21 protein-coding genes are annotated in these 23215 nt (G+C 72.4%); 6 read left to right on the top strand and 15 right to left on the bottom strand.

The window, feature by feature from the left end; genetic code table 11:
- Nucleotides 1–60 precede the first annotated feature (60 nt).
- On the top strand, nt 61–708 hold the full coding sequence (locus ACFO9I_RS15560; protein WP_379182403.1) for a GNAT family N-acetyltransferase: 648 nt from the start codon (nt 61–63) through the stop codon (nt 706–708).
- Between the two features lie 24 nt (nt 709–732).
- On the opposite strand, the gene trxA is transcribed toward ACFO9I_RS15560, so the two are convergent.
- The 7 genes from trxA to ACFO9I_RS15595 form a co-directional block, all read right to left on the bottom strand.
- On the bottom strand, nt 733–1056 hold the full coding sequence (trxA, locus tag ACFO9I_RS15565) for a thioredoxin (RefSeq protein ID WP_379182405.1): 324 nt from the start codon (nt 1054–1056) through the stop codon (nt 733–735).
- A 96-nt stretch (nt 1057–1152) separates the two neighbouring features.
- Nucleotides 1153–2160 (bottom strand): thioredoxin-disulfide reductase, encoded by a 1008-nt coding sequence (gene trxB, locus ACFO9I_RS15570; protein WP_379182407.1) that lies wholly within the window; start codon nt 2158–2160, stop codon nt 1153–1155.
- 86 nt (nt 2161–2246) lie between these two features.
- Entirely contained in the window at nt 2247–2981 is a 735-nt protein-coding gene (locus tag ACFO9I_RS15575) for a hypothetical protein (RefSeq protein ID WP_379182409.1), read from the bottom strand.
- 54 nt (nt 2982–3035) lie between these two features.
- Nucleotides 3036–3746: an RNA polymerase sigma factor SigM gene (gene sigM / locus ACFO9I_RS15580; RefSeq protein WP_379182411.1), complete on the bottom strand. Its 711-nt coding sequence runs from the start codon at nt 3744–3746 to the stop codon at nt 3036–3038.
- Nucleotides 3743–5635 carry a protein kinase family protein gene (locus ACFO9I_RS15585; RefSeq protein WP_379182413.1) on the bottom strand — a complete coding sequence of 631 codons (1893 nt, stop codon included), beginning with the start codon at nt 5633–5635 and terminating at the stop codon, nt 3743–3745. The genes sigM and ACFO9I_RS15585 overlap by 4 nt, the downstream gene beginning before the upstream one ends.
- A gap of 39 nt (nt 5636–5674) precedes the next feature.
- A complete protein-coding gene (gene murJ / locus ACFO9I_RS15590) occupies nt 5675–7339 on the bottom strand; it encodes a murein biosynthesis integral membrane protein MurJ (RefSeq protein ID WP_379182415.1) in 1665 nt (554 codons plus the stop codon).
- Nucleotides 7340–7349: 10 nt separating this feature from the next.
- A complete protein-coding gene (locus ACFO9I_RS15595) occupies nt 7350–9557 on the bottom strand; it encodes a DUF6049 family protein (RefSeq protein WP_379182417.1) in 2208 nt (735 codons plus the stop codon).
- A gap of 139 nt (nt 9558–9696) precedes the next feature.
- Between ACFO9I_RS15595 and ACFO9I_RS15600 the strand changes: the two genes are divergently transcribed.
- Nucleotides 9697–11118 carry a CCA tRNA nucleotidyltransferase gene (locus ACFO9I_RS15600; RefSeq protein WP_379182801.1) on the top strand — a complete coding sequence of 474 codons (1422 nt, stop codon included), beginning with the start codon at nt 9697–9699 and terminating at the stop codon, nt 11116–11118.
- On the opposite strand, the gene ACFO9I_RS15605 is transcribed toward ACFO9I_RS15600, so the two are convergent.
- Genes ACFO9I_RS15605 through ACFO9I_RS15615 form a run of 3 tightly spaced genes read right to left on the bottom strand, consistent with a single transcriptional unit; the run spans nt 11022 to nt 13127 of the window.
- Nucleotides 11022–11534 (bottom strand): NAD(P)H-dependent oxidoreductase, encoded by a 513-nt coding sequence (locus tag ACFO9I_RS15605; protein WP_379182419.1) that lies wholly within the window; start codon nt 11532–11534, stop codon nt 11022–11024. The two genes, ACFO9I_RS15600 and ACFO9I_RS15605, sit on opposite strands and share 97 nt — an antisense overlap.
- Before the next feature lie 26 nt (nt 11535–11560).
- The gene (locus ACFO9I_RS15610) at nt 11561–12448 is read right to left on the bottom strand and encodes an LLM class F420-dependent oxidoreductase (protein WP_379182421.1); all 888 of its coding nucleotides are present in this window, start codon (nt 12446–12448) and stop codon (nt 11561–11563) included.
- Nucleotide 12449: 1 nt separating this feature from the next.
- Nucleotides 12450–13127 (bottom strand): NADPH-dependent F420 reductase, encoded by a 678-nt coding sequence (locus ACFO9I_RS15615; protein ID WP_379182423.1) that lies wholly within the window; start codon nt 13125–13127, stop codon nt 12450–12452.
- Nucleotides 13128–13210: 83 nt separating this feature from the next.
- On the opposite strand from ACFO9I_RS15615, the gene ACFO9I_RS15620 reads away from it, so the two are divergent.
- Together ACFO9I_RS15620 and ACFO9I_RS15625 are read left to right on the top strand one after the other, a co-directional pair.
- On the top strand, nt 13211–13783 hold the full coding sequence (locus ACFO9I_RS15620) for a TetR/AcrR family transcriptional regulator (RefSeq protein ID WP_379182424.1): 573 nt from the start codon (nt 13211–13213) through the stop codon (nt 13781–13783).
- A gap of 87 nt (nt 13784–13870) precedes the next feature.
- Nucleotides 13871–14350 (top strand): SRPBCC family protein, encoded by a 480-nt coding sequence (locus ACFO9I_RS15625; RefSeq protein ID WP_379182426.1) that lies wholly within the window; start codon nt 13871–13873, stop codon nt 14348–14350.
- A 165-nt stretch (nt 14351–14515) separates the two neighbouring features.
- On the opposite strand, the gene ACFO9I_RS15630 is transcribed toward ACFO9I_RS15625, so the two are convergent.
- Nucleotides 14516–15601, bottom strand: a complete 1086-nt coding sequence (locus tag ACFO9I_RS15630; RefSeq protein ID WP_379182428.1) for an inositol-3-phosphate synthase — start codon at nt 15599–15601, stop codon at nt 14516–14518.
- 17 nt (nt 15602–15618) lie between these two features.
- The gene (locus tag ACFO9I_RS15635) at nt 15619–16248 is read right to left on the bottom strand and encodes a PadR family transcriptional regulator (protein WP_379182430.1); all 630 of its coding nucleotides are present in this window, start codon (nt 16246–16248) and stop codon (nt 15619–15621) included.
- Between the two features lie 185 nt (nt 16249–16433).
- On the opposite strand from ACFO9I_RS15635, the gene ACFO9I_RS15640 reads away from it, so the two are divergent.
- The gene (locus ACFO9I_RS15640; protein ID WP_379182432.1) at nt 16434–18710 is read left to right on the top strand and encodes a transglycosylase domain-containing protein; all 2277 of its coding nucleotides are present in this window, start codon (nt 16434–16436) and stop codon (nt 18708–18710) included.
- Nucleotides 18707–20152: a glycosyltransferase family 87 protein gene (locus ACFO9I_RS15645; RefSeq protein WP_379182434.1), complete on the top strand. Its 1446-nt coding sequence runs from the start codon at nt 18707–18709 to the stop codon at nt 20150–20152. Before ACFO9I_RS15640 ends, ACFO9I_RS15645 begins: the two co-directional genes overlap by 4 nt.
- Here the strand turns inward: ACFO9I_RS15645 and ACFO9I_RS15650 are convergent.
- From ACFO9I_RS15650 to ACFO9I_RS15660, 3 genes are read right to left on the bottom strand one after another with little or no spacing between them, the layout of a single operon-like run.
- Nucleotides 20145–21227 (bottom strand): alanine racemase, encoded by a 1083-nt coding sequence (locus ACFO9I_RS15650; RefSeq protein ID WP_379182436.1) that lies wholly within the window; start codon nt 21225–21227, stop codon nt 20145–20147. The two genes, ACFO9I_RS15645 and ACFO9I_RS15650, sit on opposite strands and share 8 nt — an antisense overlap.
- Entirely contained in the window at nt 21224–22399 is a 1176-nt protein-coding gene (locus ACFO9I_RS15655; protein WP_379182438.1) for a lipid II:glycine glycyltransferase FemX, read from the bottom strand. Before ACFO9I_RS15655 ends, ACFO9I_RS15650 begins: the two co-directional genes overlap by 4 nt.
- 20 nt (nt 22400–22419) lie before the next feature.
- A complete protein-coding gene (locus ACFO9I_RS15660; RefSeq protein ID WP_379182440.1) occupies nt 22420–23214 on the bottom strand; it encodes a deoxyribonuclease IV in 795 nt (264 codons plus the stop codon).
- Nucleotide 23215: the final 1 nt, after the last annotated feature.

A 23215-nucleotide genomic window follows, 5' to 3' on the forward strand; every position in this document is an offset into this window, starting at 1 on the left:
GGCCCGCGGGTGCCGGTCGCACGGCGGACCACGGCAGGACCGCACGGCAGGGAGGTACGGATGTCACGCAAGATCGTCCGGCTCACGCTGGACCACCTCGACGCCCTGCCCGAGCCGTGCCGGTCGTGCCTGTTCTGGGAGCTGGACCCGGTGCGCCGCGAGCGGGTGGACGACCCTCGCAGCGAGAAGGACGCCTGGGTCTCCGAGGTGCTGCGCGAGTGGGGTTCCTGCGGCCGGGTGGCGCTCGTGGACGACGTGCCGGTCGGCTACCTCATCTACGCGCCCGAGGCGTTCGTGCCGGGCGCCGCGAGCTTCCCGACCGCCCCGGTCTCGCCGGACGCCGTGCTGCTCACCAACGTCTACGTCGCTCCCGAGCACGCCGGCGGAGGGCTGGGGCGGATGCTCGTGCAGGGCATGGCCCGGGATCTCATCGAGCGGGGCGGGATCAGGGCGGTCGAGGCGTTCGGGGACGTGCGGGGAACCCGCCGGTGCGTGCCACCGGTGGAGTTCCTCGGCAGCGTCGGGTTCAAGACCCAGCGCGCCCACGGCACCAGCCCCCGGATGCGGATGGAGCTGCGCTCGACGCTGACCTGGCGCGACGAGCTCGAGGCCGCCCTGGAGCGGCTGCTGGGCGTCGTACGCCCGGCGAAGAAGCCAGCGCCCGCCCCTACGCCGAAGGCGACGAGGAGCGGGCGCACCGTCACGTGACGGCCAGGCTCTGACCGGGGTGGCTCAGATGAGGTCGGCGAGCTCGTTGAGCAGCGCGGCCTTCGGGCGGGCCCCGACGATCGACTTCACGACCTCACCGTTCTGGTACACGTTGATGGTCGGGATGCCGGTGACGCGGTACGACGAGGGCGTGACCGGGTTCTCGTCCACGTTCATCTTGAAGAACGTGATCTTGTCGCCGTGGGCGGTCGCGATCTCGTCGAGGATCGGGGCGACCTGGCGGCACGGGCCGCACCACTCCGCCCAGAAGTCCACCAGGACGGGCTTGTCGGACTTGAGGACCTGCGCCTCGAACTCGGCGTCGGTCACGGCAGCGATGTTCGCCACGGTCACACCTTTCTCTTGAAGTCTTCTCGGACGAGTCAACACCAGCGTGGGGACACTTGTTCCCACCACGCCGGACGCCCCCTGCGTGTCGGTGCCTCAGGCGCCGGCGGCCTGGGTCGCCATCTCGGCGTCGGCCCGCGCCTGGGCCTCCTGCGGCGTCGAGGCCACGTGGTCGAGCTCGGCGAGGTAGCGCTCGGCGTCCAGCGCGGCCGCGCAGCCGGTGCCGGCGGCGGTGATCGCCTGGCGGTAGTGGTGGTCGACCAGGTCACCAGCGGCGAAGACACCGGGCAGGTTGGTCCCGGTCGAGGGGTGCGAGACGAGGACGTAGCCGTTCTCGTCGAGGTCGACCTGCCCCTTGAGCAGCTCCGAGCGGGGGTCGTGGCCGATCGCGATGAACAGCCCGGTGGCGTCCAGCGTGCGGGTCTCACCGGTGACGGTGTCCTTGAGGGTCACCGACTCCAGGCGGTCCTCGCCGTTGATCTCCTCCACCACGGAGTTCCAGACGATCTCGAGCTTCGGGTCGGCGAAGGCCCGCTCCTGCATGATCTTGGAGGCACGCAGCTCGTCGCGGCGCACGATGAGGGAGACCTTGGTGCCGAACCGGGTCAGGAAGGTCGCCTCCTCGATCGCGGAGTCGCCACCACCGACCACGGCGATGTGCTGGTCGCGGAAGAAGAAGCCGTCGCAGGTCGCGCACCACGAGACGCCGCGACCGGAGAGCTCCTCCTCCCGGGGCAGCCCGAGCTTGCGGTAGCCGGAGCCGGTCGCGAGCACGACCGCACGGGCGGTGTAGGTGTCGGTGGCGGTCTTCACGACCTTCACGTCGCCGGTCAGGTCGACCTCGACGACGTCGTCCGGGACCAGCTCGGCCCCGAACCGCTCGGCCTGGGCGCGCATCTCGTCCATCAGCGCCGGGCCCATGATGCCGTCGCGGAAGCCGGGGAAGTTCTCGACCTCGGTCGTGTTCATCAGCGCGCCGCCTGCGGTCACCGACCCCTCGAAGACCAGCGGGTGCAGGCTCGCCCGGGCGGCGTAGACCGCCGCGGTGTACCCGGACGGACCCGAGCCGATGATGATGACGTTGCGGGTGCCGGACTCAGACATGGGGGACGATCTCTCCTCGGCGGGTGGCGCTCGGTGCCGCCCTGTTGGCTCGTGGTCAGAACCGATCGTAGGCGAGCCGCATTCCCTCAGCGCGCGGGGAGCGTGATCGAGCGCACCACGTCCGAGCCGCCGCAGGCGAAGAGGTCCACGACCTGGGAGTCGCCGGTCACCGGACGCAGCACCAGCACGCTGTCGTTGCCGTCGTAACGCACCGGCACGAGCGTGCCCCGGCCCCAGTCACCGGTCGCGCACTGGAACCGGCGGTGCCTGTCCTCGGCGGCGTACGCCGAGTGCTGCCGGGCGGTCCGCCGGGCCTTCGCCACGTCGGCCGAGAAGTGGTCCGCCCGCACGCGGACCGGGTGGGGCAGGGCCATCAGGGTGTCGTCCGGGGCGTCCTGGCTGCCGCTGACCCCGCTCCGCTCGGGCCTGGAGCGGGCTGCGGACGGGCCGGCGCTGTCGGCCGAGGCCTCGCCCGCCGAGGAGTTGTCGGCGCTGCCGGAACCCGAACCGGTGGGGGACACGTCGACCAGCTGGCCGAGGCCGACGCCCACGGCCACCACCGCGGCCGCGGCGACGAGCAGGGTCGCGGCGCGCCGCCGGCGCCGTGAGGCGAGCTGCGTGACGGTGCCCGGAGCCGTCGGGTCGGGGTCGTCCACGCCTGTCGAGCGCGTGGCCTGCTGCTCCGCCAGCTCGGCGAGGACCCTCTCGAGGCGGGCCGAGACGTCGACCGGCATCGGCTCGGTGTGCCGGGCGTCGGCGAGGAGGCGGCGTACCTCCCGGTCCTGCGCGGGTCCGGGCTCGCGGTCTTCGTCGGCGGCCATGAGGGTTCCTCCTCTCGGCGGGCAGGGGTGTCGGGGTGTGTCAGCGGGTGCGGCTCACCGGTGGTCCGGAGGACCGCGTGGGGGCTCGGTGGATGGGACGGACCGGGACGGGTCGGGGTTCCCGGGATCGGCGTGGTCCCCGTCACCCGCGGGGGCGAGGATGCCCAGCAGCTCGGCCAGGCGGGCACGCCCGCGGGAGCAGCGCGACTTCACCGTGCCGGTCGCGCAGCCGAGCATCTGGGCCACCTCGGCGACTGGGTAGCCCTCCATGTCCACGAGCACCAGCGCCGCGCGCTGCTCGGGCGGCAGGGTGGCCAGGGCCGCCAGCACCTGCTCGCGACGGTCCCGGCCCACGGCCACCTCCGCGGGGTCCTCGGCGTCGGTGCCGGCGGACGCCAACGAGCCACGGCGCTGGTACTCCTCGAGGTCGTCGGGGAGCGGCTCGGCCCGCCGGGACCTCGAGGCTCGCAGCCGGTCCAGGCAGGCGTTGACCACGACTCGGTGCAGCCAGGTCGTGACGGCGGCCTCCCCGCGGAACGAGCCGGCTCGCCGGTACGCCGCGACGAGGCCGTCCTGCAGCCCGTCCGCCGCGTCCTCGGGGTTGCCCATCGTGCGCACGGCGACCGCCCAGAGGCGGTCGCGGTGGCGTGCGAAGAGGGCCCCGAACGCGTCCGCGTCGCCCTCGACGTGGGCGCGCAGCAGCTCGGCGTCGGTGCGGGTGTCGCCGTCGCCGCCCGCGGCACCAGCCTCGTGGGACCCGGTCATCCGCGGACCGTCACCTCGGCCACCTCGCCGCGGAAGCCGCCGTCGACCTCGGGCAGGGACGTCAGCCAGATGGTGACGAACCGGGCCCGGACCGGCTCGTCGATCGCGACCCGCTGCCGGGCGCGGGTCACGTCGGCGTCCGCGGCGGCCGTCAGCCCGCTGACCGTGGTGGGGGCCTTGCCGGTCAGGTAGACCGAGACCCCGGTGGTGCCGCCGACGAGGGTCAGGTCGACGGACGCGACGTCGTGCACGGAACCGAGGTCGAGGGTCAGCCCGACGCCGGTCTTCAGGCCGCCGGGGCCGAGGTCCTCGTTGTAGGTCATCGTGCGCCAGGCGGTGGTCGGGTCGCCGTCGACGGCCAGCGGGGCAAGGTCCGGGTTCTCCTCCGGGGGGTCGCCCTGCGGGTCGAAGTCGCTGGCCGTCACCCCGGTGAGCGGCGTCGGCGAGGCGCTGGCGGACGGCGACGGCGCCGGCGAGTCCTCCTCCGGCTTGGCCCCCAGCGGGCTGCGTCCGCGTCCGAGGTTGAAGACGACGACGACGGCCAGCAGCAGGACCAGGCTGAGCCCGATGAGGGCGGCCAGGCGCAGCCAGCTGCGCCCCGGGACCTCCTCGTCCTCGTCCTCCTCGGGCACCGGTGTCGAGCCGGTGCCGGTGCCGGTGCCCGTGTCCCAGGGCCAGTAGTCCGGCGGTGGGGTCGTCGACGCGGCGTGGGGGCGCGGCTTGCGGACCGGCTGCCCGTCGGTGGGCTCGGGCGCGAACAGCGGCCGCTCCGGGGGTTCCTCGAACGGCGGGGGCGGGGGCGGCGGGGTGGACCGGGCGGTGAGCCAGGAGACGTCGTCGTTCTCGTCGTCGAAGATCGGCAGGCCCGCCTGGGTGGGCTGCTCGGCCGGGCCGGTCCGGGGGGTCTCGTCGGTCGCCGCTGCGGCCGGGTCCGGAGTCGGGTCCGGGGTCGGAGGCTGGGCGGCCGGCCGCTGGGCGCGGTCGGGCTCGCCCCGGCGGGCGGCCGGGGGGTCGGCCGGCCGGGGAAGGGTGCCGGTGGCCGCGGTCGGCAGCGCGGGCAGGACGACGGTGCGGTTCGAGGAGCCACGGCTGGCGGCCTCGGCCTCGGCCAGCCCGGTCGGGTCACCGACGAAGTCGCGCAGGTAGTCGGCGATGCCCCTGGCCGTGGTGAGGTCGTGGCCGTCGCGGGAGGCGGGGCCGGAGTACGGGTTCAGCACCTGGTCGCAGAGTGCGTCGAGGGGGCGCGGGATCCCCGCCCGCACCTGGCGGGGCCGCAGCACCCGGCCGTGCTCGTGCGGGGCGGGCGGCACCTCGGAGTGGGAGACGCCCGGCCACCGGCCGGTGAGCGCGCAGTAGAGGAGGGCGCCGAGGTCGACCACGTCGCCCGAGGTCCGCCCGGCGGGCAGGCCGTGCAGGGCGGCGTCGACGGAGAAGCCGATGACCCGGATGCTGCCGCTGGCGTCGACCAGGACGTTCTCGGGGACCAGCCGCCCGTGCGCCACCCCGGCGTCGTGGCCCGAGGCCACCGACGAGGCCACCTCCGAGACCAGCCAGGCGGCGCGGCGGGCGGCGAGCGGACCGTCGGTCGCCAGCATGATGTCGAGGGAGCTGCCCGACCCCCACTCGTTGACCACGTAGCAGAGCCCGTCGACCTGGTCGGCGTCCAGGACGCGCAGCAGGTGCCGGTCCGGCACGGTCGCGGACTGGCGGGCCGCCTCCAGCAGCCGCGGCGCACGCTCGTCGTCGGCCTCGAGCACGTGCAGCGCCACGTGCCGCTCGAGGACCCGGTCGTGCGCGCGCCAGAACCTGCCGCTCCCGCTCTCGACGAGCAGGTCGACGAGGCGGTAGCGGTCGGCGAGGACGTCGCCGGGCCGGACGGACAACGGCACGCAGCTCCCCTCTACAGCGATCTCGTGGTCATCGTAGGCTCAGCCCCGCCCGCGCGAGGGCAGGCGTCTCGCGAACATGTCGACGACCTCGGTGACCTCGGTGATCCGCAGGAACCTCGCCAGCACCAGGAAGACCCCGACGTCCAGCAGGGTCACCAGCAGGGCGCGCAGCGCCGCGACCGCGTTGGTGGGGTCGTCGCCGAGCACCCCCAGCACCTCGCGGAACCCGAAGGCCGCCACGGTGGAGATCCCGACGGCGATCGCCATCCGGATCCCGAACCGGACCAGGGCGGGCGTCCGCAGCCCGCCGAGCTCGCGGCGCAGCACGGAGTACGACACCACCGACCCGACGGCGTACGACGCGGCGTAGGCCACCACCAGCGAGGGCGAGGTGTGCTCGGCGTCGGTGCGCGCCACCAGCGCCATCGCGACCACGATGTTGGTGACCGCGACGCAGCACTGGATCCAGAACACCGTGCGGGTCTGCTCGAGGGCGTAGAAGCCGCGCAGCATCAGGTAGTGGACGGTGAACAGCGCGATCGCCGGCCCGAAGAGCGCGAGCGAGAGCGTGAACAGGTCGTAGCTGTCCCGGACCGCCCCGAAGGAGACGGTGTTGGCGACGTCGCCGGCGATCAGGGGCATCAGGCAGGCGAACGGGATGATCACCGCCAGCGCGGTGCGCAGGGTGCCGCTGAGGGTGCGCGCCAGCCCCGGCAGGTTGCCGTCGGCGGCGCTGGCCGCCAGGCGCGGCAGGATCGCGGTGGCCAGCGAGACCGTGATCACCGAGTGCGGCACCATCACGATGAGGAACGTCGTCGAGTAGACCGTGTAGCCCGTCCCGGTCTCGCCCCCCGCGCCGCAGCCCGCCGTGCCCCCGGAGGCCAGCCGGACGACCACCGTGTAGGCGATCTGGTTGACCACCACGAACAGGACCGTCCACACCCCGAGCCGCAGCGTGTGCGAGAGGCCGGTGTTGCGGAAATCGAAGCGGGGCCGGTAACTGAAGCCGGCTGCCCTGAGGTAGGGCAGCAGGATGAGCAGCTGTGCGGCGATGCCGACGGTCGAGCCGATGCCGAGCAGCAGCTCCTGGCCGGTGGTGAAGGCGCTGAGCTTCTCGCCCTCGGCCACCGGGCCGTAGACCACCAGGTAGACGACCAGCACCGCCACCGAGATGACGTTGTTGGCGATCGGCGCCCACATCATCGGGCCGAAGCGCCCGCGGGAGTTCAGGATCTGGCCGACCAGCACGAACATGCCGTAGAAGAAGACCTGCGGCAGGCAGTACCGGGCGAAGGCGATCACCGACTCTCGCTGGGCGGCGAGGTCCGCGGAGTCGAAGCAGGAGTTCAGGTAGAGCGACATCACCCACGGCGCCGCCGCTACGAGCACCACCGAGACCACGGCCAGGAACAGCGCGGCCAGCGTGACGATCCGGTTGGTGTACGCCTCGCCGCCGTCGTCGTCCAGCTTCATCGCACGCACCAGCTGGGGCACCAGCACCGCGTTGAACACGCCGCCGGCCAGCAGGATGTAGAGCATGTTCGGGATCGTGTTGCCGATCGTGAACAGGTCGGCGTGCAGCAGGTTGCCCAGGGCGGCGGTCAGCAGGAACGCGCGCACGAAGCCGCTCAGCCGCGACACGACGGTGCCGGCGGCCATCACGGCGCTGGAGCTGAGGATCTTCTGGCTCTCCGAGGAGCTCATGCCCGCCTCCTCACGAGGACTGCCTTGCGTGGGCCGCGGCGCGCACCCGCCGGACCAGGCGCACGGCGATCGCGCCGAACAGCAGCGCCACGCCCGCGCCCAGGATGAGCCAGATGATCTGGCTGACCTGGGCCGACCGGATGGGCAGCTGGTCGGAGGAGCCGAGCGGCCGGTTGTCGGAGTCGGTGACGAACAGCGTCACGTTGTGGATGCCGAGGGTGGAGAAGGACGCGTTGAGCAGCACCGTGGTCTGCCCACCCGGGCCGATCTCGACCTTCTCCGGTCCGCGGATCGCGTCCGGCTCGTCGGTGATGGCGCGGATCCGGACGGTGACCGGCTCGTCGAGCCCGTTGGTGATCGTGGCTGCGAACCGGCCGCTCCGGCTGGACAGGGTGACCGCCGGCGGCGCGTCGATCCGGACGCTGGCGACCTGCTGCTCGATCCAGGACCGGGCCCGGTCGGTCGAGGCGCGGGTGGCGGCGGGGTCGGCCCGGTGCCCGAAGGAGGTGGAGACCATCGACTGGTCGGCCGCGGCGTCGGCGACGGTCGTGTTGACGGTGAGCACGTTCTGGAGGGTCTCGGCGACGCGGACCAGCCGCCTCGCCGAGGCGAAGTTGGCGGCGGGGAGCTCCCGGCTCTCCTGGGTGCGCGGGTGCTCGAGACGACGGGCGTCCACGGGCCGGGCCCGGCCGACGGCGACGTCCGACACCGAGGTGAGGTCGAGCCAGTCCTGGTCGAGACCCTCGAAGAAGCCCGCGGCCGGCCCCGGCGTCCAGTACGACGGCAGCACGACCACCAGGGGCGGGTCCCCGGGGGACAGCTCCCGGACGGCGGCCTCGGCCAGGATCCGCTGGCGCAGCGTGACCAGCCCCAGCGGGTCGTCGGGCCCGGGACCGCCCGACGTGGCGCCCGACGACGTGGTGACGACGCGACGACCGGCGGTCCTGATCACCGGTGGCGCGCCGGCGCCGAGCATCTCGTCGGTGACCAGGATCGTCGAGCGACGTGGTGTGGCCCGGATCGCGGCCTCGTCGAGGAAGCCGTCGGGGGAGGACACCCCGGGGCTCATCGGGAGACCCCACGGCGCCAGCTCCGTGCCGCTGCGCTGGCGGGCCCGGCGGTAGAGCCGGGGGTCGTGCTCGGCGGCCGCGGCGACGTCGAGGTCGCCGTACGGCAGGGCGAGGACCTGCTGCCCGGCGAGCGCCTCGTGGAGGCGGTTCAGCCAGTCGGTGCCGGACTCGGCGACGGCGCCCAGCCGGGGATCGGTCGACTCCGCGGCAGCCGCGGCGTCGTCGGACGCGTCCGCGGAGGGGGCGGGCTCGGCGGTCGCGCTGGGGTCCGACGAGGGTCCGTCGCTGCCGCCGTCCCCGCTCTCGGGCAGGCTGGGGGCCAGGGAGCGCGGCGGGTTGCCCAGGGTGAGCGTGCGGACCACGTCCGGCAGCGCCGGGTCGAGCAGCCAGGTGATCGGCCGGGACCCGGCCGCGGCCCCGAAGTCGACCATGGCACGCAGCCGACCGCCGACGTCGAGCGACTCGTCCCACCCCTCGAGGTCCTCGATGCTGCCGTCGGGTGCGTAGGACACGGTGCGGCGCAGGGGCAGCACCAGGGCCGTGTCCACCGGCTCGCGGGTACGCGGCACCAGCGGGAGGAAGGTGCGGGCCCGCCCGTCGGCGCCGTCGACCCTGCCCTCGGGCCCCGAGCCGAGCGCGTGCACGCCGAACCAGTAGACGCCGGCCTCGGTGACGGTGATCTGGGACTGGGTCACCAGGATCGAGAACTGCCGGGACTCCCCGGGCTCGATCCGGTCGATCGTGTCGAAGCCGTCGGAGGTGATGCGGGCGCCGACGTCCGCCTCGGGGGCGACGCCGCTCGCCTCGTCCAGCTCGGCGGGCGTGGTCAGCGGGGTGTCGCCGAGGAACGCGAAGACCTGGACCGACGTCCAGGGGCCGTCGTCCTCGTTGGTGACCGACCCGGTCACCCGGATCGGCCCCTTGCGCGGCACCACCGCGGGGCTGAGCGAGTCGATCGTCACCGACAGGGGGGTCCGCTGCGTCGCGGGCGGACGCTGGGTGCGGGCAACCGCGGCGCCGGGCCGGACGACGGCAGTCGACGCGCCGACGGCGAGGCCGGGATCCGCGGCCACGGCGGCAGGACAGCCACCCGTGAACGCCGCCGCGACCGCCACGAGGGCAGCAAGCAGCGACGTGGGGCGAGGCACGGCCTTGACTCTAGCCGTCACCGTTCCGGGTTCCGTGCCTGCTCCCGGCCCGTCGCCGATGCTCCGCCGACGTGAGTTCCCCGGCGGTGGGTCGCTAGAGTTGCCCTCCGTGCCCGACGCCCCGCTCCCACCCCTGCAGATGACCGACGTGCAACGCTCGGTCGCCGCGGAGCTGGACCGGATCGCACCGGTGATCGACGACCTCGGGCGCCGGTTCCGCGACGCCGGCCACGAGCTGTTCCTGGTCGGCGGGCCGGTGCGCGATGCGATGCTCGGCCGGCACCACAACGACCTGGACTTCACCACGTCCGCGCGTCCCGAGCAGACCGAGCGGCTGCTCAAGGGCTGGGCCGACGCCATCTGGGACATGGGCCGCGCCTTCGGCACCATCGGCTGCCGCAAGGGCGAGTGGCAGGTCGAGATCACGACGTACCGCTCGGAGACCTACGACCCCACCTCACGCAAGCCCGACGTCGACTTCGGCGACACCCTGGCCGGGGACCTGGGCCGGCGTGACTTCACGGTCAACGCGATGGCGGTGTCGGTGCCCGACCGGGTGTTCGAGGACCCGTACGGCGGCGTCGTGGACCTCGCCCACCGGGTGCTGCGCACGCCGGGCCGGCCCGAGGACTCCTTCTCCGACGACCCGCTGCGGATGATGCGGGCGGCCCGGTTCGCCGCCCAGCTCGGGTTCGCCGTCGATCCCGCCGTGGTCGAGGCGATGCGGGCGATGGCGGGCCGGATCGAGATCATCTCGGCGGAGCGGGTCCGCGACGAGCTGGTCAAGCTGGTCTGCGCGCCGTACCCCCGCCTGGGCCTGACGCTGCTGGTGGAGACCGGACTGGCCGACCACGTCCTGCCCGAGCTGCCGGCGCTCGCCCTCGAGCGCGACGAGCACCACCGGCACAAGGACGTCTACGAGCACACCCTGACCGTGCTCGAGCAGGCGATCGACCTCGAGCCGCGGCTGCCCGGGCAGGGGCCGGACTTCGTGTCCCGCTTCGCGGCGCTCATGCACGACGTGGGCAAGCCGCGGACCCGTCGATTCGTCGACGACGGCACCGTCACCTTCCACCACCACGACGTGGTCGGCGCCAAGATCACCCGCAAGCGGATGAAGGCGCTGCGCTTCTCCAACGACCAGGTCGACGCCGTCAGCAAGCTGGTCGAGCTGCACCTGCGGTTCCACGGCTACGGCTCGGGCGAGTGGACCGACTCCGCCGTGCGCCGCTACGTGCGCGACGCCGGCGACCAGCTCGAGCGGCTGCACGTGCTGACCCGCGCCGACTGCACGACCCGCAACCAGCGCAAGGCAGACCGGCTGCGCCGCACCTACGACGACCTCGAGGCACGGATCGCGCGGCTCTCCGAGGAGGAGGAGCTGGCGTCGATCCGGCCCGACCTCGACGGCAACCAGATCATGGAGATCCTCGGGATCGGCCCGGGGCGCGAGGTCGGCCGGGCCTACCAGCACCTGCTCGAGCTGCGCATGGACCAGGGCCCGATGTCCCCCGAGGCCGCCGAGGCGGCGCTGCGCGCCTGGTGGGCCGCTCGGGCCTGAATCAGGTGATCGCCTGCAGCGTCTCCCCTGCCAGCAGGGCTCGGTAAACGGGCGGCGCAGTCCGTGAGCGAGGCGTCGTCGACGGCGCGGGCGCCGTGGACGACGAAGGGGGGTGCCATGGTCATGCCGCACAGGTGGGCAGTGGCGTCGATGGGGCGCAGCAGGTCGTCCATGGTGAACCGGTTGTAGCCGTCGTGGCGGTACGACGCATCCGGTCCGGGGAACTGCAGCACGACGGTGTCGTGCTCGACGAGCAGCTGCTGCTCGGTGGCGCGGTCGAAGCCCTGCTCGCCACGCACATCGACGAGCGCACGGACGGTCACACCGGGCAGGTCTCGTACGGCGTCGGCGAGCGCGCTGTTCACACGGGACGACTCGAGGTGGGGGTGGGCGAGCAGGACGAGGGTCCGAGACATGGAGGGGCGGGTGCCTTTCCTGGGGATCAGAGTCGGGACAGGTGGGGCACGACGTGGGTGCCGAGGTCGCGCACGAAGCCGACCGGGTCGGCGGCGGCCCTGCCGAGCGGGACGACATGGACCTCGTGCACGCCCACGGACGCCAGCTCCTCCATCACCACCCGGAGGCGATCGGCGTCGCGGGCCGGGTCCAGCGGGCGGGGCAGCATCACGGTGCGCCGTACCTCGTCGTACGCGCGGCCGACGTCCTCGCAGTGCGCCCGGAGCACGGCGAGCTTGTGCCGTGCCTCGGCCGCCGGGTCCTCGTCGCCGAGCACGAGGTTGCACGCGTCGGCGTACTCCGCGACCAGGCGCAACGTCTTCCGCTCGCCGTTGCCGCCGACCATCACCGGCACCCGGTGCAGCGGCTGCGGGGAGCAGATCGTCTCCGCCAGGACGTGGTGCCGACCCTCGAACGGGCCGTCGTCACCGCTCCACATCTGACGGACGATGCGCAGCGTCTCCTCGAGCCGCTCGAACCGCTCCTTGAGAGCGGGGAACGGTACGCCGTACGCCCGGTGCTCCCGCTCGTACCACGCGGCGCCGAGGCCGAGCGCCGCCCGGCCGCCGGAGAGCACGTCGAGGGTGGCCACGATCTTGGCGAGCAGCGCGGGGTGCCGGTAGGTGACCCCTGTCATCAGCAGCTGCAGCTCGACCCTGCTCGTGTGAGCGGCGAGGAACCCCAGCGTGGTGTAACCCTCGAGCATCGGCTGGTGGACGTCGCCGAGCATCTCCATCTGGAGGTAGTGGTCCATCAGGGAGAGGTTGTCGACGCCGGCCTCGTCGGCCGTCCGACCGAGGGCAGCCAGCATCGGGGCGATGCCGGCCGGCCCGTCGGGCGTGTCGAAACCGACGAGGTGGACGCCGAGCCTCACGTCAGCGGACGATCTTGAAGTTGAACTGCGCCGTGCCGAGGGCGTTCATCAGCCGCAGCCAGATCGGCAGCAGCATCTCGGTGCCGCGCGCGGTCTCGAGGGCGCCGAGGTCGATGACGTCGTCGTGGCCGAAGCTCTGCAGCAGCTCCACGGTGATCGCCTTCGCCTCGGCGTCGTCACCGGAGACGAAGACGGTGCCGGTGTCGCCGAGCGTCTTCGGCTCGACCATCAGCGAGGCGTTGAGGGTGTTGAGGGCCTTGACCACGCGGGCCTCGGGGAAGGTGCGCTGCACCAGCTCGCCGAGCGAGTCGGTGTCCTTGACGAAGAGGCTGGGCGGGAAGCCCTGCGAGAAGTCGAGGGGGTTGGCGATGTCGAGCAGCGGCTTCCCGGCCAGGTTCTCCGCGCCTGCGAGGCGCAGGACCTCGAGCGTGGCGCCGCCGGACGAGGCGTTGACGACGAGCTCGGCGGGGGCGGCCGCCTCGGCGAAGGTGGCCAGGCCGACCTGCGGGTGCTGGGCGTGCCAGGCGGCGAAGGGCGGGTTGCCCATGCCGTCGGGCTCGGTGCGGGCGAGGGTGGCCCGCGGGTCGCGGGTGCCGACGACGACGGAGTGGCCGAGCTCGTCGAGGCGGCCGGCGATGGCCTGGCCGACCATGCCGGTGCCGAGGACTGCGATCTTCATGGGGTGCCTTCCGGGGGAGTAGGTAGACAGGTCTGTCTGCGATGGAGTGGACGTTAGCAGACAGGTCTGTCTACTATCAACACGTGGCCCCTCCGTCCGCGCGTCAGCGCATCCTCGACACCGCCTTCCGGCTGTTCTACGCCCACGGCATCCGCGGGGTCGGGGTCGATCGGATCATCGCCGAGTCGGAGGTCGCGAAGGCGACCTTCTACAAGCACTTCCCGGCCAAGGACGACCTGGTCGTCGCCTACCTCGACAAGGTCGACGGCATCTGGTCCGGCCAGCTGCACGCGGCGGCGGAGGCGGCGGGAGCCGAGCCGGCGGACCAGCTCGTCGGCCTCTTCGACGCGCTCGGGACCGCCTGCCGTCGCGAGGGCTACCGCGGCTGCGCCTTCATCAACGCCGCCGCCGAGGCGGCGCCCGGCACGCCGGTCCACGACCGCACCGTCGCCCACAAGCGCGACGTGCTCGCCTGGGTGCGCGGCCTCGCCGAGCGCGCGGGGGCCGAGGACCCTGACGGCCTCGCCCGCTCGCTGACCCTCCTGCTCGACGGCGGACTGGCCAGTGGCGCACTCGACGCCGACCCGGACGCGGCGACCCGGGCCCGGGAGTCGGCCGCGACGCTCGTGCGCGCAGGGGTGCGGCCGCGCTCCTGAGGCGCTGAGTGGTCACCGTCACGCTGACGGGGCTGACATACCGACGGTAGGTTCGCCGGCAGTGTCCCCTGCCGACTGGAGAGAACCATGAGTGTCGAACCCCTGCTCGAGGAGACCATCGAGGTCGAGGCCCCGCCCGCCGCCGTGTGGGCGCTGGTCTCCGACGTGGCCCGGATGTCGTCGTGGAGCCCCCAGGTCGTGAAGACGGCCGTGCGCGGTCGACCGGTCCAGCAGGGAACGACGTTCCTCAACCTCAACCGTCGGGGCCTGCTGTTCTGGCCGACCCGGGCCCGGGTGGTGACCTGCGACCCGCACCGCGAGCTCGCCTTCCGGATCCAGGAGAACTGGACCGTCTGGTCCTTCACCCTGGAGCCGACCGGGTCCGGCGGCACCCGGGTGACCGAGCGGCGCAGCGCTCCCGACGGCGTCTCCGCCGTCTCGCGCGCCCTGACCCGGATCGCCCTCGGTGGTCAGCAGGTCTTCACCGAGGAGCTGCGGGCCGGCATGCGCCGGACCCTGGAGCGGATCAGGGACGAGGCGGAGGCCCGCCGGCCCGTCGCGTCCTGAGCCCCGTGTGACGCAGGCCGCTCGGGGCGAGGTTTGCGCGGCTCGCCCGTCGGGCAGTTCTCACGCGTGTGTGTGTAGCGCCGGAGGCGCAGAAATGACGTCGACCCGCCCGGAGCACGGCTCCGGGCGGGTCGATCGTCTGTCGAGGTCCTCAGGACCGGGAGGTCACTCCTCGCCGGCGATGAAGGCCTCCACGCGGCGGCGGCCCTCCTCGTCGGGCAGCTGCACCGGCGGGGACTTCATGAGGTACGACGACGCCGAGATGATCGGCCCGCCGATGCCCCGGTCCTTGGCGATCTTCGCGGCGCGGATCGCGTCGATGATGATGCCGGCGGAGTTCGGGGAGTCCCACACCTCGAGCTTGTACTCGAGGTTCAGCGGGACGTCACCGAAGGCGCGACCCTCGAGGCGCACGTAGGCCCACTTGCGGTCGTCGAGCCACGCCACGTAGTCGGAGGGTCCGATGTGCACGTTGCGGTCGTGGATCTTGTCGGCCAGCTCGCCGTGCAGGTTGGACGTCACGGCCTGGGTCTTGGAGACCTTCTTGGACTCCAGGCGCTCGCGCTCGAGCATGTTCTTGAAGTCCATGTTGCCGCCGACGTTGAGCTGGTAGGTGCGGTCCAGCGCCACGCCGCGGTCCTCGAACAGCTTGGCCATCACGCGGTGGGTGATGGTCGCGCCGACCTGGGACTTGATGTCGTCACCGACGATCGGGACGCCCGCGTCCTCGAACTTCTTGGCCCAGACCGGGTCGGAGGCGATGAAGACCGGCAGCGCGTTGACGAAGGCCACGCCCGCGTCGATCGCGCACTGGGCGTAGAACTTGTCGGCCTCCTCGGAGCCCACCGGGAGGTAGGAGACGAGGACGTCGGCCTGGGTGTCCTTGAGGACCTTGACCACGTCGACCGGCTCGGCGGCCGACTCCTCGATGGTCTCGCGGTAGTACTTGCCGAGGCCGTCGAGGGTGTGACCGCGCTGCACCTCCACGCCGAGCGTGGGGACGTCGGTGATCTTGATCGTGTTGTTCTCCGAGGCGTTGATGGCCTCGGACAGGTCCTTGCCGACCTTCTTGTCGTCGACGTCGAACGCGGCGACGAACGTCACGTCGGAGACGTGGTACTCGCCGAACAGCACGTGCATCAGTCCGGGGACGTTGCCCGCGGGGTCGGCGTCCTTGTAGTACTCCACGCCCTGGATCAGGGAAGTGGCGCAGTTGCCCACTCCCACGATTGCTACTCGTACCGAACCCATCGGGGTTTCCTTCCTTCTCACTTCTGGGGAGCGACTTCTGCTGAGTCTGTGGTGCTGGTGGGATCTGGTCCTGACGGGTCGGCTGCAGCAGCCGATCCGGGGAGCTCGCCCTGGTTGCGCTCGGCGCTGATCAGGTCCGAGAGCCACCGGACCTCCCGCTCGACCGACTCGACGCCGTGCCGTTGCAGCTCGGCGGCGTACCGGTCGACCTCCTTCTGGGTCATCGCCAGCTGGTTCTGGACCCGGTCCAGCCGTTCCTGGAGGCGGGTGCGGCGGCCCTCGAGCACGCGCAGCCGGATCTCCATGTCGGTGCGGCCGAAGAAGGCGAAGCGGATGTCGAAGTTGTCGTCCTCCCACGCAGTGGGACCGACCTCGGACATCAGGCGCTCGAACTCCCGGTGACCGGCCTCGGTCACCTGGTAGACGATGCGCGGGCGGCGGGTCACGGGCGCCAGCGTCGCCGCTGCCTCCTCGATGAGCTGTCCGCGCAGCATCTTCTTCAGGGTCGGGTAGAGCGAGCCGTAGGACAGCACGCGCCCCCACCCGAGCATCAGGTTGAGCCGCTTGCGCAGCTCGTAGCCGTGCATGGGTCCCTCGTGCAGCAGCCCGAGGACTGCCAGCTCGATGGTCTCCGCACGACGTGCCATGTGACCTATCGTAGCGATATATCCAACCGTGGTGGACAACACGGTGTGATCGGGCGCCACGTGGGGGATGCGTACCCTGTTGAGGTCGCCCCCGCCGAGCGCGCGGTTCGACGTACCGTCGAACGCGCTCCCGAGTCCCCGGAGAGCCGAAGTTGAGTGGTAAGCGCAGGGCCGCTGGCCCCGCCGTGAAGTCGTCCCCCAAGCCTCCGTCGAGCAACAAGGCGCGGCTCAAGCGTGTCGGCAAGTGGCTGCTGGTCGCGGCGCTGGTGGGGGCCCTGGTCGTGGCGGGTGGCTTCTTCTACCTGTACCGCACCATCGACATCCCGAACCCGAACAAGGACTTCCAGACCCAGACGTCGTTCGTCTACTACGCCGACGGGAAGACCGAGCTGGGGCAGTACGCCACCCAGAACCGCGAGTCGATCCCGCTCAAGGAGATCCCGCAGAAGATGCAGGACGCGGTGGTCGCCGCGGAGAACCAGTCGTTCTGGACCGACAAGGGCATCGACCCCAAGGGCATCCTCCGGGCGGCATTCAGCAACGCCCGCGGCAACTCCACCCAGGGCGCGTCGACGATCACCCAGCAGTACGTCAAGATCCTCTACCTGACCCAGGAGCGGTCCTACCAGCGCAAGCTGAAGGAGGCCGTGCTGTCGCTGAAGATCCAGAAGCAGCTGAGCAAGTCGCAGATCCTCGAGGGCTACCTGAACACCATCTACTTCGGCCGCGGCGCGTACGGCGTCCAGGCCGCCTCGCGCGCCTACTTCGACAAGGACGCCAAGGACCTCTCGCTGCGCGAGGCCGCCGTCCTCGCCAGCGTGCTCAACAACCCCACCCTGTTCGACCCCGCCAACGGCAAGGACGCGCGCGCCAACCTCAAGGAGCGCTACGCCTACGTGCTGAACGGGATGGCCGACCAGGGCAACATCTCCGCCGACCAGGCCGAGAAGGCCGAGAAGCGGCTCCCGGTGTTCCCCGAGATCGAGGCGCAGAGCCAGTACGGCGGCCAGAAGGGCCACATGCTCTCGATGGTCCGCGACGAGCTGCACGAGCTGGGCTTCACCGACGAGCAGATCGACGGCGGGGGCCTGCGGGTGACCACGACGTTCACCAAGAAGGCCATGGACGCCGCCGAGCAGGGCGTCATGGAGGCCCGCCCGGACGGCTTCTCCGACAAGCAGCTGCACATCGCGGTGGCCAGCGTCGAGCCGGGCACCGGCGCGCTGCGCGGCTTCTACGGCGGCCAGGACTACGTGCAGTCCCAGATCAACTGGGCCGAGACCGGTGGCGCCCCGGGGTCGTCCTTCAAGCCGTTCGCGCTGGCGGCCGGTCTGAAGGAGGGCTTCTCGCTCAAGGACACCTTCGAGGGCAACTCGCCGTACTACTACAACGGCGAGGGCACGGGGGACCGGGTGCGCAACGAGGGCACGGGACCCGACGGGCTCGGCACCGACTACGGGTCGGCGGTCAACATGATCACCGCGACCGAGGAGTCGATCAACACCGCCTACGCCGACCTGACCATGGCCATGGGCAGCGACGGCCCCGAGAAGATCCTCGAGACGGCCAACGCCCTGGGCATCCCGAAGTGGAACAAGAGCCGGTCCGGCTACAACCACCTCGACACCAGCCCGGGCCTCGAGCCCGTCACCGGTATCGCGCTCGGCTCGGCCACCGTCGCGCCGATCAACATGGCCAACGCCTACGCGACCATCGCCAACGGCGGCCAGCGCGCCGACGTCCACGTGATCGACAAGGTCGTGAGCAAGAGCGGCGAGCCGCTCTGGTCCTACAAGCAGGCCACCAAGGACGCCATCCCCGAGGACATCGCGGCGGACACCTCCTACGCCATGCAGCAGGTGGTCCAGCACGGCACCGGCACCGCGGCCCTCGCGCTCGGCCGGCCGGCGGCCGGCAAGACCGGCACCGCGACCAACGCGGACGACGACGTCTCCTCGGCCTGGTTCGTCGGCTACACGCCGCAGCTGTCCACCGCCGTCATGTACGTCCGCGGCAAGGGCAACGAGCAGCTCGACGGCTGGCTGCCGTCGTACTTCGGCGCCGACTACCCGGCCGACACCTGGACCGCGGTGATGAAGCGCGACATGGAGGGCCTGCCGGTCGAGGACTTCCCGCCGCCGGCGTACGTCGACGGCGAGGCGCCCGAGGAGGGCCACGACCCCTACACGCCGCCCCCGTCGCCGACCAGGCAGCCGTCGCCGACCAAGCAGCCCTCGCAGAGCCCGACCAAGCAGCCGTCGAGCTCGTCGTCCCCGAGCCAGTCACCCTCGACCTCGGAGCCGTCGCCGAGCGACACCTGCGGGGTCCTGGGCTGCGGGCCGTCCGGCTCGTCCTCGTCCTCGCCGTCCCAGTCACCCTCGAGCCCGGGGAACCCGTCGCCGACCAAGCCCGGGAACGGCAACGGCGTGGCGAGCGAGCAGCGCCGGTTCGTCAGCAGGTGACACCCGGCACGGGGGACGAGCGGGTCCACCCCACCCTCGACGACCCCGTCGTCGCGGCCCTCAGCGAGGGTGTCGGCGGGCCGGTGGGTGAGCACGCGGGGCGGCACCGGTGGTGGACACCGGTCCGGGTGGTGCTGGCCCTGACCGCCCTGTGCTTCGCGCTCGGCATGGTGCAGAAGGCCGACTGCTACCACGACTCGTGGCTCGACGGTGACGCCCGCTACTCGCACATGTGCTACTCCGACCTGCCCTACCTCTACACGGGTCGCGGCCTCGTGGAGCTGAACTGGCCCTACACGGACGACGCGCAGGTGCGGGCACGGTACGACGTGATGGAGTACCCCGTCGGGATCTCCTACTGGGCGTGGGGGACCGCCTGGGTCACCCACTGGCTGAGCGGGTCGCCCGACCTCGGGCCGAGGTACTCCCAGTCGCCGGACACCCTGGCCGGCACCGACGAGGTCAAGGCCGAGTCGAGGCTGTTCGTCGCCGTGAACGCCCTGGGCATGGCGGCGGTGGCGCTGCTCGCCGCGTGGTTCCTGGCGGGCGTGAACCCGCGCCGCCCGTGGGACGCCGCGCTCTTCGCGCTGTCCCCGGCGCTGGCGCTGACGGCGCTGGTCAACTGGGACCTGCTCGCGGTGGGACTGGTCGCCGGCGCCCTGTGGGCCTGGTCGCGCGACCGGCCGGTCCTCACCGGGGTCCTGATCGGTCTCGGCACCGCCACCAAGCTCTACCCGCTCTTCCTGCTCGGGGGGCTGCTGGTGATCTGCGCGCGACGCCGGCAGTGGCGCGCCTTCGCGACGGCCACCGGCGCGGCCGTCCTGGCCTGGGTGGTGGCGGACCTGCCGGCCTACCTGACCGGGCCGGACCAGTGGCGGGTGTTCTGGACCTTCAACTCCGACCGCGGCGCCGACCTCGGCTCGATCTGGCTGGTGGTCGCCCAGGCGACCGACGGCGCGGTCGCCGTGCACACCGTCAACGCCGTCTCGTGGCTGTTCTTCGCGGTCTGGTGCTTCGGCGTGCTGCTGCTCGGTCTGCTCGCCCCGTCGACGCCGCGGCTGGCGCAGCTCGGCTTCCTGGTGGTGGCCGGCTTCCTGCTGGTCAACAAGGTCTACTCCCCGCAGTACGTCCTGTGGCTGCTGCCGCTCGCCGTGCTCGCCCGGCCGCGCTGGCGCGACCAGCTCGTGTGGCAGGCCGGCGAGGTGCTCTACTTCGCCGCCGTGTGGTGGTACCTCGGCGGCTACCTCGCGCCCGCCGCCGGGGGCGACGCCGGCTTCTACTGGTTCGCGGTGCTCGCCCGGATGGCCGCCGAGCTCTACCTCGTGGTCGTGGTGGTGCGCGACGTCCTGCAGCCGCGCCACGACCCCGTCCGGGGCGGTGACTGGGTGCCGCGGCCCCGCCCCGAGCCGTCGCTGGCGCTTCGGTCCGGACCGGTCAGCTGACGACCACGCGGTCGAAGGCCGTGGTCGTGAACCGGACGCGCACGTCGATGCGGTCCCCGACCTCGGGGACGTGCGCGCCGTGGGGCAGGAAGAGCATCGAGGCCTGCATGTGCGGCGGCTCCGCGAACAGGCGCTGCTTGCCGTCGATCGAGAACGGCGAGCGGACGAAACCGACCGCGTCCAGGCCGCCGCGCGCCAGGGTGGCCGCACGCGCCCTGATCGAGCCGTCGCCGGTGGGCGCCTCCAGGCCGATGCCGTGGGCGGTGCCGCCGCTGACCACCAGGATGTGACCGTGCTTGGGCGCGGTGCGACCGCGGTAGCCGAACACGTCGCCGCGCTCGACCGGGTGGACGTCGAGGACCGTGGAGGTGACCCGCAGCGCGCCGCGGTCGCCGAGCCACAGGTTGGTGCCGATCCGCGGGCGCACGGCGAAGTCGGGGTACGACGCGCGCAGCCGGGTCAGCTCGTCCCCGGTCAGGTGGCTCACCCAGACGGTCGTGGCGCCGGGGCCCTCGGGCAGCTCGGCCGCCACCACGTCGTTCATCAGCCGGCTCACCTCGGACAGGTGCGAGCCCTGGGCGAGCGGCAGGTGCATCGCCACCCCCTCGAGCCGCGCCCGCGGGTGGTCGTGCAGCATCCGGGCGGCCGCCCACAGGTCGCGGGCGGACAGGCCGTGGCGCAGCATGCTGGTGACGCGCTCCAGCACGAACCGCGCGTCGGGCTGACGCGCCAGCAGGTCGGCCAGGTCCGAGATGCGGCCCACGGTGTGGACCAGGCGCGGTGCGAGGCCGGGGTCGGTCTCCAGCGCGACCCCGAAAGGCCGCCACGGGGTGAGCACCAGCAGGTCGCCCCGGAAGCGGTCCGCGACGTCCGGGAGCTCGTCGTACGTGCCCACGGCGAGGGTGTCGCCGCCCAGGCCCTGGTCGGCGAGCCACTGGGTGCGGCGGGCCAGGCGGCCCACGGTGAAGCCGTAGCCGTTGCCCTTGGCGACGGGCACCAGCCCGGGGTTCGCCTCGGCCACCGAGCGCAGGTGGGCCCGCCAGCGCTCGCCGTCGACGGTGAGGACCAGGCTCATCCGCGGCCTCCCGAGCGACGGGCCATGTACAGGTCGAACGCCTTGTAGAGCGGCCGGTTGAGCGGGAGGTCCCACTCGCCGGCGAACTCCACGGCCTCGCCGCCGGTGCCGACCTTGAACTGGATCAGGCCGACGTGGGAGTCGTCGGGGTCGAGCGTGTCGGTGATGCCGCGCAGGTCGTAGACGTCGGCACCCGCCGCGAGGGCGTCGCGGATCATCGCCCACTGCACGGCGTTGGAGCCGCGGACCTCGCGCTTCTCGGTCGAGGAGGCGCCGTAGGAGTACCACGCGTGGCCGCCGACCCGGATCGCGATCGTGGCCGCGACCAGGTCGCCGTCGTGCCGGGCGAGGTAGATGCGGATCCGGTCCGGCTCCTCGGACCCGAGCGCCTCGACCATGGTGCGGAAGTAGGAGAGCGGGCGCGGGGTGAAGTGGTCGCGCTCGGCGGTGTGGACGTAGAGGTCGTGGAAGGCGGGCAGGCCCTCCAGCGCCTCGGCGGCCGTCGTCGACGAGGTGACCTCGACGCCCTCCTTGGTGGCCTTCTTGATGTTGCGGCGCCACAGCTGGTTCATGCCCTTGAGCACGTCGTCCTCGGTGCGCGCCTCCCCGTCGGGGGTGCGCAGCGGGATCTGGAAGTTGTACTGCGGCTGGCCGGCCGCGAAGCCGCCCTCGACCGCCTGCAGCCGCCAGCCGAGGTCGTCGAGCTGGGAGACGACGCGTGCGCCGGTGTGGTCGCGCTCGGTGGGGGGCACGTCCCCGAGCCGGCGGACCGCCTCGTCGGCGATGCCCTCCTTGACCTGCGCCGCGCTCCAGCGACGGGTCACCACCGGCGGGCCCATCCGGACGCCGAAGGCGCCGCGCGCCCTGAGGTGGGCCGTCATCGGGCTCAGCCAGGCGGCGAGGTCGTCGTCGGCCCACTCGATGACCGGGCCCTCGGGCAGGTAGGCCAGGTAGCGCCGGACCTTCGGCAGCTGCCGGTAGAGGACCAGCCCGACGCCGGCGAGCTCGTCGCCGCGGAACCAGCCGAGGGACTCGCGGCGCCACTCGGACTTCACCCGTCCCCAGGCCGGGGTCTGCAGGAAGCTCGCCGAGCGGCGGCGGCGGAGGAAGTCGAGGTGCTGCTCCTCGGACACCTCGCGCACGGTCAGCGGGCCGGAGAGCGGGGAGGTCACCCGCCGAGGCTACCGGGCGCCTACAGCCGCTCGCGCAGCCAGTCGAAGTCCGCCCGGTGCTCCTCGGCCCCGCCGGGGGTCTCGCAGACCACCGGCGCGCCGGCGTCGCGGACCACCGAGGCGAGGAGGTCGGGGTCGATCCGGCCGTTGCCGAAGTTGGCGTGCCGGTCGGCACCGGAGTCGAACTCGTCGCGGCTGTCGTTGCAGTGCACCAGGTCGATCCGGCCGGTGATGCGGCGTACGTCGTCGACGACGGTCTCGAGCGCGTTGCCGCCCGCGTGCGCGTGGCAGGTGTCGAGGCAGAAGCCGACCATGTCGAACTGCTCGGTGGAGGAGATCGCCTCCCACACCCCGGCGATCCGCTCGAGGTAGCGGGTCATGGCGTTCTCACCGCCGGCGGTGTTCTCGATCAGCAGCGGCAGCTTCAGGTCCGTGGCCTCGATCGCCTTGCGCCAGTTGTCGAAGCCCTTGGCGGGATCGTCGGCCTTGTTGACGTGGCCACCGTGGACGATCAGGCCCTTGGCGCCGATGGAGGCGGCGGCGTCGACGTGCTGCTGGAGCAGCTTGCGGCTTGGGATCCGGATCCGGTTGTTCGTGGTGGCCACGTTGACGATGTAGGGCGCATGGACGTAGAGGTCGATGCCCGCCGCCTCGGCGTCGGCGCGCAGGCCCTCGGCGCCGCCGGCGTAGGAGAACTCGGGACCCTTGTAGCCCTGCGGGTCGCCGAGGAAGAACTGCACCAGAGGCGCCTGCCGGGCCTGCGCCTCGGCGATCGGGTCGGTCTGGTCGACGTGGGCTCCGATGCTGATGCTCATC

The sequence above is a fragment of the Nocardioides sp. GCM10023255 genome, assembly GCF_042653125.1.
In the GTDB taxonomy this organism is placed as follows: Bacteria; Actinomycetota; Actinomycetes; order Propionibacteriales; family Nocardioidaceae; genus Nocardioides.